24 protein-coding genes are annotated in these 13,883 nt (G+C 42.5%); 9 read left to right on the top strand and 15 right to left on the bottom strand.

Annotation, left to right across the window (positions count from 1 at the left end):
- Positions 1-227 precede the first annotated feature (227 nt).
- The 11 genes from ACGF5R_RS22445 to ACGF5R_RS22395 all read right to left on the bottom strand — a co-directional run bounded on the left by ACGF5R_RS22445 (position 228) and on the right by ACGF5R_RS22395 (position 4,899).
- Entirely contained in the window at positions 228-416 is a 189-nt protein-coding gene (locus ACGF5R_RS22445) for a hypothetical protein (protein WP_049583066.1), read from the bottom strand.
- Between the two features lie 211 nt (positions 417-627).
- A complete protein-coding gene (locus ACGF5R_RS22440) occupies positions 628-1,377 on the bottom strand; it encodes an ORF6N domain-containing protein (RefSeq protein WP_387692808.1) in 750 nt (249 codons plus the stop codon).
- On the bottom strand, positions 1,374-1,595 hold the full coding sequence (locus tag ACGF5R_RS22435; RefSeq protein ID WP_112879925.1) for a hypothetical protein: 222 nt from the start codon (positions 1,593-1,595) through the stop codon (positions 1,374-1,376). The genes ACGF5R_RS22440 and ACGF5R_RS22435 overlap by 4 nt, the downstream gene beginning before the upstream one ends.
- Entirely contained in the window at positions 1,595-1,882 is a 288-nt protein-coding gene (locus ACGF5R_RS22430) for an ANR family transcriptional regulator (protein ID WP_387692806.1), read from the bottom strand. Before ACGF5R_RS22430 ends, ACGF5R_RS22435 begins: the two co-directional genes overlap by 1 nt.
- Positions 1,883-1,895: 13 nt before the next feature.
- Positions 1,896-2,258: a hypothetical protein gene (locus tag ACGF5R_RS22425; protein WP_387692804.1), complete on the bottom strand. Its 363-nt coding sequence runs from the start codon at positions 2,256-2,258 to the stop codon at positions 1,896-1,898.
- Positions 2,259-2,382: 124 nt separating this feature from the next.
- Positions 2,383-2,544, bottom strand: coding sequence for a hypothetical protein (locus ACGF5R_RS22420; protein WP_387692802.1), 162 nt, complete (start codon positions 2,542-2,544; stop codon positions 2,383-2,385).
- 21 nt (positions 2,545-2,565) lie between these two features.
- A complete protein-coding gene (locus tag ACGF5R_RS22415; RefSeq protein WP_112879906.1) occupies positions 2,566-3,018 on the bottom strand; it encodes a hypothetical protein in 453 nt (150 codons plus the stop codon).
- A gap of 3 nt (positions 3,019-3,021) precedes the next feature.
- The gene (locus tag ACGF5R_RS22410; protein ID WP_049583072.1) at positions 3,022-3,453 is read right to left on the bottom strand and encodes a hypothetical protein; all 432 of its coding nucleotides are present in this window, start codon (positions 3,451-3,453) and stop codon (positions 3,022-3,024) included.
- A complete protein-coding gene (locus tag ACGF5R_RS22405; protein ID WP_387692800.1) occupies positions 3,446-3,652 on the bottom strand; it encodes a hypothetical protein in 207 nt (68 codons plus the stop codon). Before ACGF5R_RS22405 ends, ACGF5R_RS22410 begins: the two co-directional genes overlap by 8 nt.
- Positions 3,649-3,846 (bottom strand): hypothetical protein, encoded by a 198-nt coding sequence (locus tag ACGF5R_RS22400; protein ID WP_387692798.1) that lies wholly within the window; start codon positions 3,844-3,846, stop codon positions 3,649-3,651. The genes ACGF5R_RS22405 and ACGF5R_RS22400 overlap by 4 nt, the downstream gene beginning before the upstream one ends.
- Before the next feature lie 351 nt (positions 3,847-4,197).
- Positions 4,198-4,899: a LexA family transcriptional regulator gene (locus ACGF5R_RS22395; protein WP_049583077.1), complete on the bottom strand. Its 702-nt coding sequence runs from the start codon at positions 4,897-4,899 to the stop codon at positions 4,198-4,200.
- A gap of 115 nt (positions 4,900-5,014) precedes the next feature.
- Here ACGF5R_RS22395 and ACGF5R_RS22390 point away from each other — a divergent pair, with 115 nt between their 5' ends.
- The 6 genes from ACGF5R_RS22390 to ACGF5R_RS22365 all read left to right on the top strand — a co-directional run bounded on the left by ACGF5R_RS22390 (position 5,015) and on the right by ACGF5R_RS22365 (position 9,967).
- Positions 5,015-5,269: a hypothetical protein gene (locus ACGF5R_RS22390; protein WP_053093437.1), complete on the top strand. Its 255-nt coding sequence runs from the start codon at positions 5,015-5,017 to the stop codon at positions 5,267-5,269.
- Positions 5,259-5,576: a hypothetical protein gene (locus tag ACGF5R_RS22385; RefSeq protein WP_049583078.1), complete on the top strand. Its 318-nt coding sequence runs from the start codon at positions 5,259-5,261 to the stop codon at positions 5,574-5,576. Before ACGF5R_RS22390 ends, ACGF5R_RS22385 begins: the two co-directional genes overlap by 11 nt.
- Positions 5,577-5,783: 207 nt before the next feature.
- Positions 5,784-6,683, top strand: a complete 900-nt coding sequence (locus ACGF5R_RS22380; RefSeq protein WP_387692796.1) for a hypothetical protein — start codon at positions 5,784-5,786, stop codon at positions 6,681-6,683.
- A gap of 3 nt (positions 6,684-6,686) precedes the next feature.
- A complete protein-coding gene (locus tag ACGF5R_RS22375; protein ID WP_387692794.1) occupies positions 6,687-8,195 on the top strand; it encodes a DEAD/DEAH box helicase family protein in 1,509 nt (502 codons plus the stop codon).
- 33 nt (positions 8,196-8,228) lie between these two features.
- Positions 8,229-9,203, top strand: a complete 975-nt coding sequence (locus ACGF5R_RS22370; protein WP_387692792.1) for a toprim domain-containing protein — start codon at positions 8,229-8,231, stop codon at positions 9,201-9,203.
- Positions 9,203-9,967 (top strand): antitermination protein, encoded by a 765-nt coding sequence (locus ACGF5R_RS22365; RefSeq protein ID WP_387692790.1) that lies wholly within the window; start codon positions 9,203-9,205, stop codon positions 9,965-9,967. Before ACGF5R_RS22370 ends, ACGF5R_RS22365 begins: the two co-directional genes overlap by 1 nt.
- Positions 9,968-10,184: 217 nt before the next feature.
- Here ACGF5R_RS22365 and ACGF5R_RS22360 read toward each other — a convergent pair whose 3' ends face one another.
- Together ACGF5R_RS22360 and ACGF5R_RS22355 are read right to left on the bottom strand one after the other, a co-directional pair.
- Positions 10,185-10,544: a helix-turn-helix domain-containing protein gene (locus ACGF5R_RS22360; protein WP_046396441.1), complete on the bottom strand. Its 360-nt coding sequence runs from the start codon at positions 10,542-10,544 to the stop codon at positions 10,185-10,187.
- Between the two features lie 65 nt (positions 10,545-10,609).
- Positions 10,610-10,870, bottom strand: coding sequence for a type II toxin-antitoxin system RelE/ParE family toxin (locus ACGF5R_RS22355; RefSeq protein WP_036807218.1), 261 nt, complete (start codon positions 10,868-10,870; stop codon positions 10,610-10,612).
- 155 nt (positions 10,871-11,025) lie between these two features.
- On the opposite strand from ACGF5R_RS22355, the gene ACGF5R_RS22350 reads away from it, so the two are divergent.
- Positions 11,026-11,355 (top strand): hypothetical protein, encoded by a 330-nt coding sequence (locus ACGF5R_RS22350; RefSeq protein WP_113048511.1) that lies wholly within the window; start codon positions 11,026-11,028, stop codon positions 11,353-11,355.
- On the opposite strand, the gene ACGF5R_RS22345 is transcribed toward ACGF5R_RS22350, so the two are convergent.
- Positions 11,321-11,554: a hypothetical protein gene (locus tag ACGF5R_RS22345; protein WP_036847822.1), complete on the bottom strand. Its 234-nt coding sequence runs from the start codon at positions 11,552-11,554 to the stop codon at positions 11,321-11,323. The two genes, ACGF5R_RS22350 and ACGF5R_RS22345, sit on opposite strands and share 35 nt — an antisense overlap.
- 159 nt (positions 11,555-11,713) lie before the next feature.
- Between ACGF5R_RS22345 and ACGF5R_RS22340 the strand changes: the two genes are divergently transcribed.
- Positions 11,714-12,232 (top strand): hypothetical protein, encoded by a 519-nt coding sequence (locus tag ACGF5R_RS22340; protein ID WP_387692788.1) that lies wholly within the window; start codon positions 11,714-11,716, stop codon positions 12,230-12,232.
- Between the two features lie 280 nt (positions 12,233-12,512).
- Here the strand turns inward: ACGF5R_RS22340 and ACGF5R_RS22335 are convergent, their stop codons facing one another.
- Positions 12,513-13,436: a hypothetical protein gene (locus tag ACGF5R_RS22335; protein WP_192881112.1), complete on the bottom strand. Its 924-nt coding sequence runs from the start codon at positions 13,434-13,436 to the stop codon at positions 12,513-12,515.
- Between the two features lie 294 nt (positions 13,437-13,730).
- On the opposite strand from ACGF5R_RS22335, the gene ACGF5R_RS22330 reads away from it, so the two are divergent.
- Positions 13,731-13,883 (top strand): phage holin family protein (locus ACGF5R_RS22330; RefSeq protein ID WP_387692810.1); only part of this gene is annotated, 153 nt, incomplete at its 3' end.

Here is a 13,883-nt window from a genome sequence, read left to right as displayed (position 1 = left end):
TTTTGCTGTTCGCTGCCTCAGTGATGACAATGACGCCATATTTGCCGTAATCAAATGATGTTTCGGGGTGATATTTGTTCATTATTTATCTTCCCATTCTATAACCTGAAACAGTCCCATTTTGGGGTGATACCCTTTCGTTTTTCATTTCTGTTTCCTTATATTTGGCGTAAACACGTTAAGCCTATTTATGCCAATTGATTGTGAATAATTAAATGTCATATTATTTAATGAAGGTAATGCCGAATACCTCTAGCTAATTCATTTTCCATCGAACAGAGTAATTTATTCCTTAGCTGGATAATGACTTCTTTTTCCTCATTTACAATGTCCAAACTTTCTCCTGTTGTATATTCAACATGGCATTTATTTAAGTCTTCATCAAACGAGATAATAATTTCTAATCGTGCCGCCATTATTCACCCCTCCTTTTATCAGAAGATAAAAAACGGTGCCAATTCCATATCCAGAACTTAAATACCATCACATTGTATGAAGCAAGCTGTTTATATGTTTTTAATCCAAGTTCAGATAGTACGCGCTTTCTGACTTGATATACCCATAAGTTGCGGTAATGAAAAAAAACTATGACCGGTAAAAGCAGTATAAGAAATAAAGCTTCCATGATTAATCCTCCCATCCGATAACCTGAAATAAGCCCATTTTTGGGTGATACCATTTGGATTTACGTTGTTCGGCTTCACCCATCATCAGACGGAAAGCGTTCATGAAGTCCTCTTTAAATACGATTTTCATCGGACGAGGTTGTCCGTCTGGTGTCATGATAGTAATGCTGTCCGTTGGTACGTTGTACTGTTCAGCTAAGGTACGGCACTTGGCATTGGTCAATCCTGATTCAGTCGCAGCCAGAGAGAACCCAATCCAGCCCGTGGGAATAGCGCCTTGCTTGATTTGCTCAATGGTTTCATGAACCTGTTCAACTTTTTCTTCAACCTGGTTAAGGCGGCGCTGTTGTTGAGCGGTATGACTGGCGATCCTTGCAATCATTTCAATCTCGCTCAGGGCGGTTTGGGGTTTGCGGAAATAGTGACTAACCAGTTCCCGTTGAACCTGCCACGCAACATCATCATTGAATGGCTTGGTTAGCATCAGATAACCAGACTCAAAAAGCACAATGCCGCTGGGGGCGAACTTGGAAAATAAGCCATCAGGGAGGTTGGTACGTATATCGTCCTGACCTAAGATTTGATAATCCACTCCACACACAAAGCGTTGATTGTTTCTGTTGAATGTTGCTTTAGCCGTACCATCTGGCCGCGCGTGAACCTGATCAATCATTGAGAACGTCACAACGCGCTGACCTTGATATTCCACAACAGGCATTTGGGTTTTATTGATGGTGATTAATTCTTTCATTGTTTCACTTCCTTAATTTCAATTTTCATTTTCTTGGCATGGCGGCGCATGGAGCGATTAAGTGGCATTAATATGTCTCCGTTATGCGTTGAATAAGGTTCAATGAACTTTTGGGAATTGACATACCCATCTGTGGACCCTTCTTTTATTTGAAGGAGCTGAGGTATTGTCATACCTTCAAATCCTTGCTGTGTTTTACTTCTTCTCCTTTTCGCCATTACAATCCCTCCGCCTTATCAATATGGATCTTTAGAGCATCAGCGAGTTGTTTCGCTTCTCTCTCTCTTTTGCGACGTTGTTTGTTATCTGCTTGCCATTGTTCATAACGCTCTTGTAATGAATGACGTTTTAAATTCAATTCAACACGATATTCAGCCCATTCACGGTTAACTTGCTGCCTGGCATGTTCAGCGACCTTGTTCCAGAGAACCGCCGCTGTTTCATACTTTTCTTCACGCTCACTTTGAATAGCTCTCTGTGAGAAATTAAAATGGGTAATATTCACTGTGAGTCCTTATTTACTGAAAAGTATATTCTGGTGAAAATCCACCATGATTAGCCCTTTCTGCAATTAACTTAACGAGGGCTTGCATAAAGTCATCACCTTCCTTTGTTAACTTCCAGTGTTTTGACAGATAATCGGTATAGCTATTTAAAATATAATTATCGGCTTGCTCTCGTTTATATTCGTCATAAACAGGCGCTTCAAAAAACACATGTAAAGCTTTCTTTAATATCTCCTCTGATAATTCAACAGTACACATAGAACCATCATGAAGACTAACAGCAATGCAATGACTGTTGGTCTTTTTCACCATTGCATCGAGTTTTGCCGCGATTAAACGATTTCTGTAACGTTCAATTAATGTTTGATTACTCATAAATACAATCCTATTTTAGGGCTGAGACAATCCCCAGCCATTAAGCTGTAATTAAAAGTTAACTAATTATTGCATTGTTAATTCAGCATACACGGTTGTTATTTTCAGGTGTTATTTTCAGGTGTTATTTTTTCACCCCCGTTAACCGGAATTCGACATTAACCTCACCAAAAATATCTCGCAATAGTTCGATTTCGCATATTGCTTCATCGTCATTATCGGCTTTAACCCAGAGTGTCGTTGCCTGACTGTTAATTGAGAGATAGATAATTTCAACTTCGTACATTTTTACAACTCCTAACTTTAATTAAGATATAGCTGGACTGTTTTTGGCAGTAGCATTAATAAATTCTTTTTTTAATCGTTCGGCTTCAACGAAAGCGCCAATATATTTTTTGCGCAGTTCGTCTATTTCTTTTCGACGCTTAAGCAGTAATCTTATTCGCCGTGCCGCTCTGTTATGACACTGGATATACTCAGGTAGTAATTCTCCTACTGTCCAGTTCACTACATTGTTTTCGCCAATTATTGGTCGGGCTGGGTAGTTGGTATCTCGTCCGGCCCGGCTAAATACTTTCTGCGTCATAATATGCGCCAATTTATTAATGGCATTACTACGACTAAAGCGTCTGTAAGAACGTCCATGACGACTAACAACATAGACGGGTAGCTCATGTATGCTGAATGCATCATCAATACCGTTATCACTAATAAGCTCATCGGTATCAAAGCGGGAATAATCGATTTTCTCCAGTTTCATAATTTAAGCTCCTTCCAATATTCTTATTTCTTGTGCAAGATCGTTTGCTAGTTTGTGAGCAAGATCTGTTAATGTTGCTGTGCCTGTATCGGCTTTATCAGTAACAGCTTTACTGACGGGCACCATTAATGCTTCAAGGTGTTCAGATTTATCTAATAAATCTTTAAACTTTATTTTGCTGACATTAATTTGATTGTTTGTTATTTCAGGTTCCTTTTTGCCTTTAATCTTTTTTATCTGTTTCTCCATTGCTTCTATTTCTTTTAGCAGTCCAAAAACCAGATCTTGTATTGCACCGATGGCATAAGATTCATCACATTCTTTCTTATATGATTCTTGCCATATGTGGAGAAGGGCCTCTATCTGCTTTGTCTTTACCTCTGTATGTGAGAAAGAGGTCTCTAAATCAAACATAGCGGTCTCTAAATCAAACATAACAGCCTCCCTTTTTTAGTGCTTCACTGGCAACTGAATGAATAACATCTATAATTTCACGGCTCAGCATTTCCTCTTCTTTATTTCTGGTCAGGTAACCTGCTGCCGCTGCTAATGCTTCTATTTTTCCGAGTGCATCTTCTGCCGCCAAATTAATGTAAGGACGATTGCGCAACTCTTCTGTAGTTTTGCTATTCACTCTTCACCTCCGCTATTTAAAGCCTCTTTAAGGGAGCGATTAATTTCATGGTTAATATCACACGCAAGAGCAATTAGATCGCGTAGTTCGCCTGAGCATTCTTCTTTGGCTGCCATATTCATAATGATTTCATAGAGCGACATAGCTAAACCAGGGCGGTATTTTGCATCGTCTAAAGTAATTGGTTTACGCATTGCGTACCTCGTTATTATTAATTTGACCTATCCATATGATGGAATATCCAGCTAATAATTTTTATAGCCAATTTTTATCTTGCTGATAATTTCTATCCGCACATTTAACTTTAACAAGTGATTTCTGTTCAAAGTTAGAATGTTTTGTCTCTGCAAAAATAAAAATTTTCATAATTTACTCTTACTCTTAGGTAGACCGCCGTAGCTTTTTCTATCATGAGATATTTAATGATACTTTGGTTTCCACAATGAATGTAACTATAGTATCTTTTTGTGTCAAGTGTTTTTGATACTTTAGATTCCATTAGAAGTAAAAAAAACCGGCTTTCGCCGGCTACTATTGTTTTTTAACTAAAAAATATCCCATCTAGCATCTACCACAACACCAATAATTTCTATGCTGTTGTCCATCTTTATCATGTGATAGCTTGGATTTAAAGGCTTGAGATATTCCCTTCCTATATCTACAACATATTTTTTGAATGTTACTTCGTTGGTTTTTTTCACTTCAGCTATAACATAGCACCCTGGGTATGGATCTTTTTCTGGATTAATTAATATGCTCATACCTTCAGGGAAAGTAATGCCGGAAGGGGAAGTCATGGAGTCTCCTTTAACGTCTAGCCAATACCCCTTTTCTCCCGCATATTTTATTGAGTCGTGCCAGTTTTCTATATCAAACACACTGTAATCATCACCACTACGAGCAAAGGAACCAGCTTGCACCCAGTTGATTTTTGGGTATTTATATCTGTATTCTGGTTGCCTTGCTGAGTATATATTTTCTCGTGATAAATCGGCGTTATTTATAGTTGAGTGTATTGTTGGCTCACCTAAATCATACTGAAAGTCTTTTCCTGTTTGTAACCAAATTGGATCTACTTTTAACACTTTAGCTATTTTAAATAACGTATTTGCATTAAATGTTTTTGTTAAACCTTGTTCAGCTTTACTTATTGCTACCCTTGTTACTTTTGCTTTTTCTGCCAACTCCTGTTGGGTTAACTTGGCTTTCTTTCTGCTTTTAATCAATCTCTCTGCAAAATCGTTCATATACCCCCCCCTTCTGTCATAAATCGATGGAAACTAAAGTAGCATTTTAATTTGATACTTTGGAGTCTACATGATAGATTAATTTGATACTATAGTTACATTTCGGGTGGTTGAGATGACATTATATGAAATATTAAAAAATATTTATAAAACAAATGCAGCTATCGGTCACGCATTCCCAAAAAAAGGTAAGCCCAGAAGCAGTCAAGGTGTTGGTAAATGGAAAAAACGCGGTGTACCGGATGATGTAGCAATCCTATGTCATATCAATCCTGATGTCCCGTATATACATGAACCGCTGAAAAATAACTTCGTGCATTTTGATCTGCCTAAAGTATTTCCGCTATCGGAAGATGAACATGTTTCCTAACGTTCAAGTATCAATGCCATCTCAATATTTTCCTGATGACGGCAAGTGGATACAGGAGATGTTACTGAATCTTGATCCGGCTACACGGGCAAAAATCACGGTTAAGTATGCCGAGGTTTATCAAATCGCATGGGATGAAGAACCGGTTTCATATCGGAAAGATAACGCAGCGAGGCGGGCGGCAAACATCAGGCTCAGGGAGTTTGTCAGGAAATATGCAAGAGCGAGTCAGGGTTATACCGAGAAGCCGCTTAGGGCACCGAAAGCACGGCCAGAGAACCAGCCCCAATCGGAGGTGGCAGGATGATCACAGTGGTATCAGGCAGTACGGAAAAGGCTGTGTCTTCTGGCTGTGGGATCGGTGGTAAGGGGATCACCAGGGCTAGCCATGAAAAAACAGCCAAATGAGAATGATTATCAAAGTGGGTAAAAAACCCAAAAAAACCCAAAAAAAGTGGCAGTCAGGAAAAAGTATTAAATAAGTACCCCCTTATTTTTTTTAGGACAAATGAGAATGATTATCAAAAATGAAAAAGCAGAAAAGATCATCCAAAAACATCGTGCTCTTGTGAGCTGGAAGCCTGCACGGGCCATTGCTGAATTAGTCGCTGCTGGCATGTCAGAGTCTGAGGCCGCCGCGATGGTCAAGGCCAATGCGCCAGCCCGGAAAACACATAAACCCCACAAACCTCATAAGCCCCACAACAGCCATGCAAAGCCAGTGGATCTGGAAGCGCTGAGCACTCACTACCTCGTGGTGGGTGATTATGACCTGCTGAGCCTCAAGCATCAGGACGCATTGATTGCCGCCATCCGAAACGGAAAAGGCAAGAGTTCATGGCATGACGAGCCAATGGCAGTAACGCTGTTCGGGTTAGTTAAAGCTTATCCGATTATCACGACAGCCGAGGTGAATAAATTCCTCTGCCGTGACGCATTTATCGACAGCATTCCGTTGTTCATTGACGGGGAGATGTTTGAGGGTGAAGTCATGCCGTCAGCGAATAACGACAGCGTGAAGGGGGTATTTCGCGCCGTTAAGCAACTGAAAAAAATCACTGACCATCTGGTGGATACCGGCGAATTAACCTTCAAAAAATACCTTGACCGGGTACCGACTGACGAAGACGTCAAACGTGCGGTGGGTATCGTTGCGCCTGTCATCGTTAATCCCTATTTCCACCAAATTGACTATGAGCGCCAATACAACGATATGCCTGCACGTGAGCATGCTGAGGACAGTAAGCGGATTATCAACGAGTGGAAAAAAGGACTGAAAATCAAGGGAGGCAAGAAACCGAACAGCGATACTTTGGCGAGCACGTCTGATTCGGCTCTTGCGGGCACCACAGAGAATTCAGCACCTGTGAGCGATTATGTCACCAAATCCGCCTCAAGGGAATGGGGGAAGTAAAGCATGCTGACGATCACCCCAAATACAACCCAGAGTCGCGCCTTGTCCATGTTGCGCCAGAACTGGAAGCAACACAGTACCTTCATGGTATATGCGCCTACCGGCAGCGGTAAAACCGGCTTATCAGCATTCATCACAGCCGGTTTTGTCTCTCGCGGAATGCGGGTGATGTTTGTCGCGCCTTACTTAACTTTGGTGCGTCAGACTGCTACCCGGTTTATTCAGTACGGACTGCCGGAAGAAGAAATTGGCTACGTGTGGCGGGATTACCAGCCTCACGACCCGGACAGACTGATTCAAATTGCCTCGGCTGACACGTTAATCCGCCGTGACTTCCCGGACAACATCGATCTGTTGATCATTGACGAAGCCCATTTACGCCGTAAAAAGTTGCTTGAAGTCATTCAGTATCTGGCAGAGAACACCGGTGTAAAAGTGATTGGCCTGTCAGGAACGCCATTTTCCCCGTTTCTGGGAAACTACTATCAACAGCTCCTGAAACCCACCACAATGAAAGAGCTTATCGCTAAAGGTGAACTTAGCAGTTATGAATTTTATGCCCCCACCAAGCCGGACCTGAAAGGCGTAAAAGTAACTTCCAGTGATGACTTTGGGCAGGATTACAAAGAGGACCAGCTAGCCGAAATCATGGGGGATTCAACGCTGGTGGGCGATATCGTCAAAAATTGGCTGGTGAATGGTAATGATGAACCCACGATTTGCTTTTGCGTCAACGTGGCCCACGCCAATTTTATCACGGTTGAATTTAACAAAGCCGGTGTCAATGCCGAGGTCATCATTGCTGAGACGCCCCCGGAAGAAAGACAAATCATCATCCATCGGTTTGAACAGGGCGCAACAAAGATCCTGGTGAGTGTTAGTACGCTGATAGCGGGATTTGATAGTGACGTCCGGTGCATTATCTACGCCCGGCCTACCAAATCAGAAATCAGATGGACTCAAAGTCTTGGCAGAGGCTTAAGGGCTGCTCCCGGTAAAGAAACCTGTCTTATCTTCGATCACTCCGGCACGGTTCACCGCCTCGGTTACCCGGATGATATCGAATATGACGAGCTGCCATCCAAAAACGACGGGATGAAAGAGGCCTCTCGTCGCACTGACAGCGACAAAGCTGAAAAGCTGCCGAAGGAGTGTCCCTCTTGTCATTACATGAAACCCGCGGGTGTCTATGCCTGCCCCAAGTGTGGATTTAAGCCCTTAAGCGGTGAAGATGTTGAAGTGGATCGCTCCCGTGGACTGAAAAAGCTTAGCAATAAAGCGCATGTTTATACGCAGGCTGAGAAACAGAGCTTTTATTCACAGTTGAAGTATTACCAGAATCAGCGTGCCGCACAGGGGAAGATCCTTAGTGATGGTTGGGTAGGCAATACCTTTAAAGACAAATTCGGCGTCTATCCACGCGGTTTACATAACACCCCGCAGGAGCTGACACCGGAAGTCAATAACTTCATCAAATGGAAACAGATTGCTTATGCAAAAAGCCGCAATTAAACAACTCAGTTCAGCCACGCAGGGAGGTAGTTTATGAAAACAACGGATGCCGTTATCGGAAAATGGTCGATAGTTTTTGAGCATTACGGTTTGCCCCCCATCACAGGGAAAAAGCACTACAAAGGTAAGTGTCCTATTTGCGGACAGAAAGGTAAGTATCGTTGTGATGATCAAGATGGACGAGGAACTTTTATTTGTGTCTGTAATACCGGTGACGGCTGGAAATTACTTTCACTGACGCAAAAAAAAGACTTCGGAACGCTCGCAAAAGAAGTTGATGAAATTATTGGCAATACGTATGCCTATCAGCCCGAAAGCGCTCAAGACTCCATCAATAAAGATGACCGGTCATTATTTCGTGACAGGGTGATTAGGAAGTATGCCACGCTGGTGAATCTGCGCGGAACGTCAGCCGAAAGTTATTTACGCAACCGGGGGATTAATTGCCTGCCAGCGGAGCAGATCCGATATTGTCATCATCAACCTGTAGGAACGAAAGCTTTTCAGGCCATGTATTCTCTGGCGACGGATGATAAAGGTGCGCTTTGTTACCTGCACAGGACGCTATTAGAGGGTGATAAAAAAGCCAATATGGATATCGCCAAAAAAACGTATTCCCTACAGTCTGATGATTATTTAAAGCACACCGGCTCTGTGGCTATCCGCATGTTTCCCGTTTCATCAACGCTGGGGATCACAGAAGGCGTAGAAACCGCACTCTCATGCAAACAGATATACGGTTGCAACACCTGGCCGACTATGAATGCGGGATTTATGGGGAAATTCCGGGTACCGAGAGGGGTTAAACACTTAATTATTTTCGCTGATATGGACCTGTATTCAGCGACCGGACACGCGGCCGCTTTTGAGTGTGCCAGGGGCAATCTCATTGCTAAAAATGATTTAGAAAAGGTCAGTATTCGCTGGCCTGATCATGGTGATTTCAATGACGTACTTGTTAACGGTGATGAAGTGCGTGAACTGTCTTTTAAGAAGTGGGCGGAATAATGAAACTCGAATCAGCACTAAAACATTTCAGCCCGAAAGGACTGGCAATCAATCATTCGTCTAAATGCACGTCAACGGACCGGATAACGGGTACTGATATTATGGCGGCATTAGGGATGGCTGAATCTAAGGCTGAATTTGGGATGGCGGCGTTCTTGGGTAAACATGGCGTCAGCAATGAAGATACTGTTCGAACCGTTGAGCAGTTGACTTTGTATGCCAGACGTCAGGTGCCCAAACTCATCACCAAAGCGAGTGGGCGCCAGTTAGGAAAATGCCTGGTGATATTGGCAAAAATGGCTTTTGAAGAATATTCCCGATCAGCCGCCACAACCAGCACATGCTCACATTGCAATGGACGCGGGTTAATATCCGTTCAGCGTGATGTGATTAAATATGCAGGGTATAAGGATGTGATAGAGCAACGCGTAGAAACTGAGTGGGTAGATGAACTTTGCTCTCCTTGCGGTGGTAAAGGGGTTATATCCAGTCGTTGCCGTTGTAACGGTACCGGGAAAGTCGTTGATCGTGAAGCAACCAAAGCTACGGGTGCGCCAGTGATTAAAATCTGTGAGCGTTGTTCTGGTCGCGGTTATAGCCGGGTGCCATCTTCAGTGGCATATACAGCCATTAAGGCTCTTTTGCCAGAGCTTACCCAATCAAGCTGGTCACGTAACTGGAAGCCATTCTATGAAAAGCTGGTGGCGAAATGTGATATCGAGGAAAGCAGAGCAGCATCTGAATTTAGCAAAGTAACGCGATAAAAAAGAGAGGGCTTGCGTTTTGCATAAACTTGGCGTAATCTCTCCAGATAGTGGGGAATTGTAGCTATGCTCACTAAAAGAATATTCAGACCCGCCTAGGTGCGGGTTTTTCTATTTCTACCAGTAGCAAACTCAAGGTTTACAACTAGATGGCTGTGCATAGCATGGCTTTTTGTCTTTCGGCCAAAGTAAACGACCCCTGAGCGGGGCCGTTGGATTATGGAATTAGCTGTTCTGGAGTGCAGTTGTATAGTGCGGCCAGTTTTTCTCGTGTGCGCTTCTGTGGTCTATCTGAAGCCTCCCACTGAGACACGGTTGATTGAGCCGTGTTGAGTTTTTCAGCTACCTCATGCTGAGACAGCCCACGATAGATGCGCCAGGCTGCCAGAATAGAAACATCCTGATCAACCATAATGGACACGACGCCGTTAGGCACGGTCACATCATCATATTTTGACGGCGTGTATGGCACATCCTCCCAATCTTCTTTTGTGCTGAGAAGTTTTTCATATTCAGCTACTGGCAGAACAACATATTGAGGTTTTCCTGCTTCATCATTTATGTATTGCATTTTCATGTATTCATCCGTGTGGCCAAGAGTCGCGGTGAATTTAATAATGAGGAAATGGCGGGTTGCCCCGCCTAGTACGTTGTCGATGTTCTCCGTTTGACTGCCATTATCGAGCAGATAACCGGCTCGCCATCAGTGATTTCAAAGATTATCCTGTATTCACCAACCCGTAGTCTGTATTGGTTATCAAGGTCATGAAGCTTCTTGATGTCCAACGTCACTGCGGGGAAAGTTTCAAGTTGGTTAACCTTCTCATTGATAGCTTTCCGGTATCGGGTATCGATTGAAAGCAACTGTTTTCGTGCCTTCCTCGTCCATTGAACCGTAACCATCGTTTCCTCATTTGTTAAAGAGCCTATCCGCTTGGGATGATTAGATAATACGATTTTAATCGTACTTTGTCAATAAAATGCGATTAAAATACGATATTATTTTCAGGGCTACGTATTGCGTGGCCTTTTTCTTTATTACCGTCGAGAGGTCGGGTATGAACTTTGACAAACTATCTCCAGAATCCCAAGAACAGGCACGATTGGCACTTATTACTATTCTGTCGCAAATGGTACCTGATGGACTGAGTGATCTTGACGCGGTATTTGTAGGTGAAGCCGTTGCCGCTGCGTTTATCTCAATGGAGCGCTATAGCAGCGTTTCTGACGAATGCAAAGATGAGAGTAGAGATTGTGATCGCGAAGCGTTTTTGAAAGCAGTAAATACCCCTCACCCTAATGGCAAGTGGGGGGGATTTATTGAACAGGAGAAAAAACGCCAGGAACTTATGCTCAGAGTTGCAAAAGAGTGTGAATCTTCTCAGTGATTTGTTTTTCTCTTTTGATTAATTGTTCGTTATCCGCAGGAATTATTTCAGAGGCTATTTGACATTCTGAAAAGAGAATATCTTTCAGGGCATCTTTTTGTACGGGTGAAAGTAGTTGTAACATTGCAATCACGATCCGCTCTGTAGCTGTGATGCTGATTTCCAGCTCGCGGACAGCTTCATTAATTGTTCTGCTCATTAGCTCCTCTTTCTGTTAGCTATGGTTACTTGTCGAGATTTAATCATAGCCGATATGGGAATTCCCATATCGGAACGAATTCAATTGATTACGGAGGCTGCGCATAGCGTGGCCTTTTTGTATGTATGTCATAGTAATTTTTCATTAAAGGTGGTAATCATGCTGGTTCGTAATCAGGAACTTATGGAGAAAGGCATGTCAATTACTTATGCTGATATTCGCTCGCAACACAAACTGTTACAAGAGAAGTACAATGCCAGAAAAGTACTTCTTCAAAATGATGCTCAGGGTTTAATGAAAGAATATTATGAATCCTTAGATCTCCCTGCCTCATCATGGAAAGATAAAGAGGGGGTAGAACAACCATATGTACGTTCTTGCATCATAAATCAGCAAGGGGATCTTGAGTATCGTCCTGCACATGCAGTTCAATTGGATGAAGATTATAGGCTTAATTTTCAAATTGGAACGATGGTGAATGACACGCTGCGTATTGGTGATTGGTATTATGTTTCAATATCACTATGGTATGAAAATTTACTCTTGCATGTCAGTGTGGCAAATGGCGCCCATGAATTTACTATTCCAAAAGGCATTCTAACGGACAGGTTTTTTGAAGTAACTTCGGCGATAAAGGCAGTCATTCATACAGGATTAGATGATCCCAAGCTGGATTAGTAATTTTCAGGATTATTAAGGTCACTTCGGCGGCCTTTTCTTTTTTCACGCCCGTTTAACGGGGACTTAATCCCCAGCGGAGTTTGCCAAAATAATTCTCCTGTGCATTTGTAGGAACTAGGAGAATACCACGCGCCGGGCGTGTATTACCCGGCAACACTTCAAGGGCTGCGATCTGACGTGGCCTTTTTACTTATACGACGCGGATTACCCGGAACTGAATCCGGGCTTTATTCGCTGATTGGGTGGCTATTAGCGGTGAGTAAATCATAAAAAATACTTATTTGGGTAACTCTGGTTTTTTCACTTGAGTTAATAAACTTCCTGCATTTACAGGAGGAATAGCTCCAGCTCTAACCTTGCTTTCTATATATGCAGGAAATTTTATTGGCAAGTATGAGCGTTGCATCCAGCGTCGAAATTCGCCTAATGCATCATCAGGATATACCCATGCTTCAATAGGTCCAGCTCTGTGTTGTGGAAACCAATAGGGATAGATGTGTGGAGATTTTATTCTTTCGCCATACTTTTTATCTAAATTATTTCGTACCCAATGAGTGCCCCAAACTTGACCAACGCTTATATCTGGAATTGAAGCAGGCCCAAAATCAAAACCTGTGTTGATCATTTTGAGGGTCAAGTCAGCCATTTCACTGAATATAGAAAAGTAACCAAATGGAACTTGGCTGTTTAATTGAAGTCTTTCTTGAAAACATTGCCATGCGCCACGTAGTGGGTTTTCAGGATCAATGCCTACACTTAAAAAAATAAATCTGCGTAGTGAGTGCTCGGCCAATGCCCTGTAATTTCTAATGGCGGTAGTATTGTCAAATTGACCACTTTGAGAAGCCTCGAAAGCGTAATATTCCAGTATTGCCATGCATACACTATCGGGATATGCATGAGTTTCTATGCCTTGATTTGTAATGATTGTGTATAAGCGGGTTAGTTTCAATCCCTTGGATTGTAGTATTGTGTCTATTTTTTTACCTCTTGGTTTGTTTCTTTCTTCTAGCCAATTTGTGGTTAACCGAGTCATTACCCCTGAGTCGACACCACATAACCTAGATAAACCACGCATGGTTAAATATGGAAGTCCATTATTAAGGACCCCCATTTGAATGCCATCAATTTCAACCTCTTTTACTGGAAATAACTCGAGTTCTTGTTGCTGCCCAATCATATGAGAATTTGATTTATCCATTTGATATTCCTTGGTTTTTGATGCTGCTTGCATCAATGATGATGCATGCTTAACTTAACCTAATGAATATTTATTGGAACCCTGATATTTAAACAGGCCGACTCAGATCGACCAAATTTAGCTCTGGGTTTTATTGATTCCAGGTCACATTTCGGTGTGGCCTTTTTTATAATCAACTTCCGTTTTTTTCCCATCATTTGAGGGGTGAAAACAAGAAGTGGCGATCAGTTCATTAACCCAATTAACAACAACTCACAGGGGCGAACATAGCTCACCCCCACGGACGCCCATTTTATGGGGGTGGATATGAAACTCATGGACAAGCAGCCTGATATATGGGTGCAGCTATGGTTATGGCTGCTATCAGTCAAAGAACAGGGTATAGGTGCAATACTATCGGGGACAATGGCTTTTCTCAGGGGTCGCTATAACGGCGGGGGATGGCTG

Origin of the sequence: Photorhabdus sp. RM71S (assembly GCF_042879355.1) — a bacterium.
Taxonomy (GTDB): Bacteria; Pseudomonadota; Gammaproteobacteria; order Enterobacterales; family Enterobacteriaceae; genus Photorhabdus; species Photorhabdus kayaii.
The sequence above is the reverse complement of the archived record's forward strand: the minus strand, read 5'-3'. Positions and strand labels throughout refer to the sequence as shown.

What these genes read in the sequence shown, in the direction of transcription:
- ACGF5R_RS22445 (WP_049583066.1), bottom strand. Translation starts at nt 416, where the DNA reads ATGGCGGCACGATTAGAAATTATTATCTCGTTTGATGAAGACTTAAAT.
- ACGF5R_RS22440 (WP_387692808.1), bottom strand. Translation starts at nt 1,377, where the DNA reads ATGAAAGAATTAATCACCATCAATAAAACCCAAATGCCTGTTGTGGAA.
- ACGF5R_RS22435 (WP_112879925.1), bottom strand. Translation starts at nt 1,595, where the DNA reads ATGGCGAAAAGGAGAAGAAGTAAAACACAGCAAGGATTTGAAGGTATG.
- ACGF5R_RS22425 (WP_387692804.1), bottom strand. Translation starts at nt 2,258, where the DNA reads ATGAGTAATCAAACATTAATTGAACGTTACAGAAATCGTTTAATCGCG.
- ACGF5R_RS22420 (WP_387692802.1), bottom strand. Translation starts at nt 2,544, where the DNA reads ATGTACGAAGTTGAAATTATCTATCTCTCAATTAACAGTCAGGCAACG.
- ACGF5R_RS22415 (WP_112879906.1), bottom strand. Translation starts at nt 3,018, where the DNA reads ATGAAACTGGAGAAAATCGATTATTCCCGCTTTGATACCGATGAGCTT.
- ACGF5R_RS22410 (WP_049583072.1), bottom strand. Translation starts at nt 3,453, where the DNA reads ATGTTTGATTTAGAGACCGCTATGTTTGATTTAGAGACCTCTTTCTCA.
- ACGF5R_RS22400 (WP_387692798.1), bottom strand. Translation starts at nt 3,846, where the DNA reads ATGCGTAAACCAATTACTTTAGACGATGCAAAATACCGCCCTGGTTTA.
- ACGF5R_RS22395 (WP_049583077.1), bottom strand. Translation starts at nt 4,899, where the DNA reads ATGAACGATTTTGCAGAGAGATTGATTAAAAGCAGAAAGAAAGCCAAG.
- ACGF5R_RS22390 (WP_053093437.1), top strand. Translation starts at nt 5,015, where the DNA reads ATGACATTATATGAAATATTAAAAAATATTTATAAAACAAATGCAGCT.
- ACGF5R_RS22385 (WP_049583078.1), top strand. Translation starts at nt 5,259, where the DNA reads ATGTTTCCTAACGTTCAAGTATCAATGCCATCTCAATATTTTCCTGAT.
- ACGF5R_RS22380 (WP_387692796.1), top strand. Translation starts at nt 5,784, where the DNA reads ATGATTATCAAAAATGAAAAAGCAGAAAAGATCATCCAAAAACATCGT.
- ACGF5R_RS22375 (WP_387692794.1), top strand. Translation starts at nt 6,687, where the DNA reads ATGCTGACGATCACCCCAAATACAACCCAGAGTCGCGCCTTGTCCATG.
- ACGF5R_RS22370 (WP_387692792.1), top strand. Translation starts at nt 8,229, where the DNA reads ATGAAAACAACGGATGCCGTTATCGGAAAATGGTCGATAGTTTTTGAG.
- ACGF5R_RS22365 (WP_387692790.1), top strand. Translation starts at nt 9,203, where the DNA reads ATGAAACTCGAATCAGCACTAAAACATTTCAGCCCGAAAGGACTGGCA.
- ACGF5R_RS22360 (WP_046396441.1), bottom strand. Translation starts at nt 10,544, where the DNA reads ATGAAAATGCAATACATAAATGATGAAGCAGGAAAACCTCAATATGTT.
- ACGF5R_RS22355 (WP_036807218.1), bottom strand. Translation starts at nt 10,870, where the DNA reads ATGGTTACGGTTCAATGGACGAGGAAGGCACGAAAACAGTTGCTTTCA.
- ACGF5R_RS22350 (WP_113048511.1), top strand. Translation starts at nt 11,026, where the DNA reads ATGAACTTTGACAAACTATCTCCAGAATCCCAAGAACAGGCACGATTG.
- ACGF5R_RS22345 (WP_036847822.1), bottom strand. Translation starts at nt 11,554, where the DNA reads ATGAGCAGAACAATTAATGAAGCTGTCCGCGAGCTGGAAATCAGCATC.
- ACGF5R_RS22340 (WP_387692788.1), top strand. Translation starts at nt 11,714, where the DNA reads ATGCTGGTTCGTAATCAGGAACTTATGGAGAAAGGCATGTCAATTACT.
- ACGF5R_RS22335 (WP_192881112.1), bottom strand. Translation starts at nt 13,436, where the DNA reads ATGGATAAATCAAATTCTCATATGATTGGGCAGCAACAAGAACTCGAG.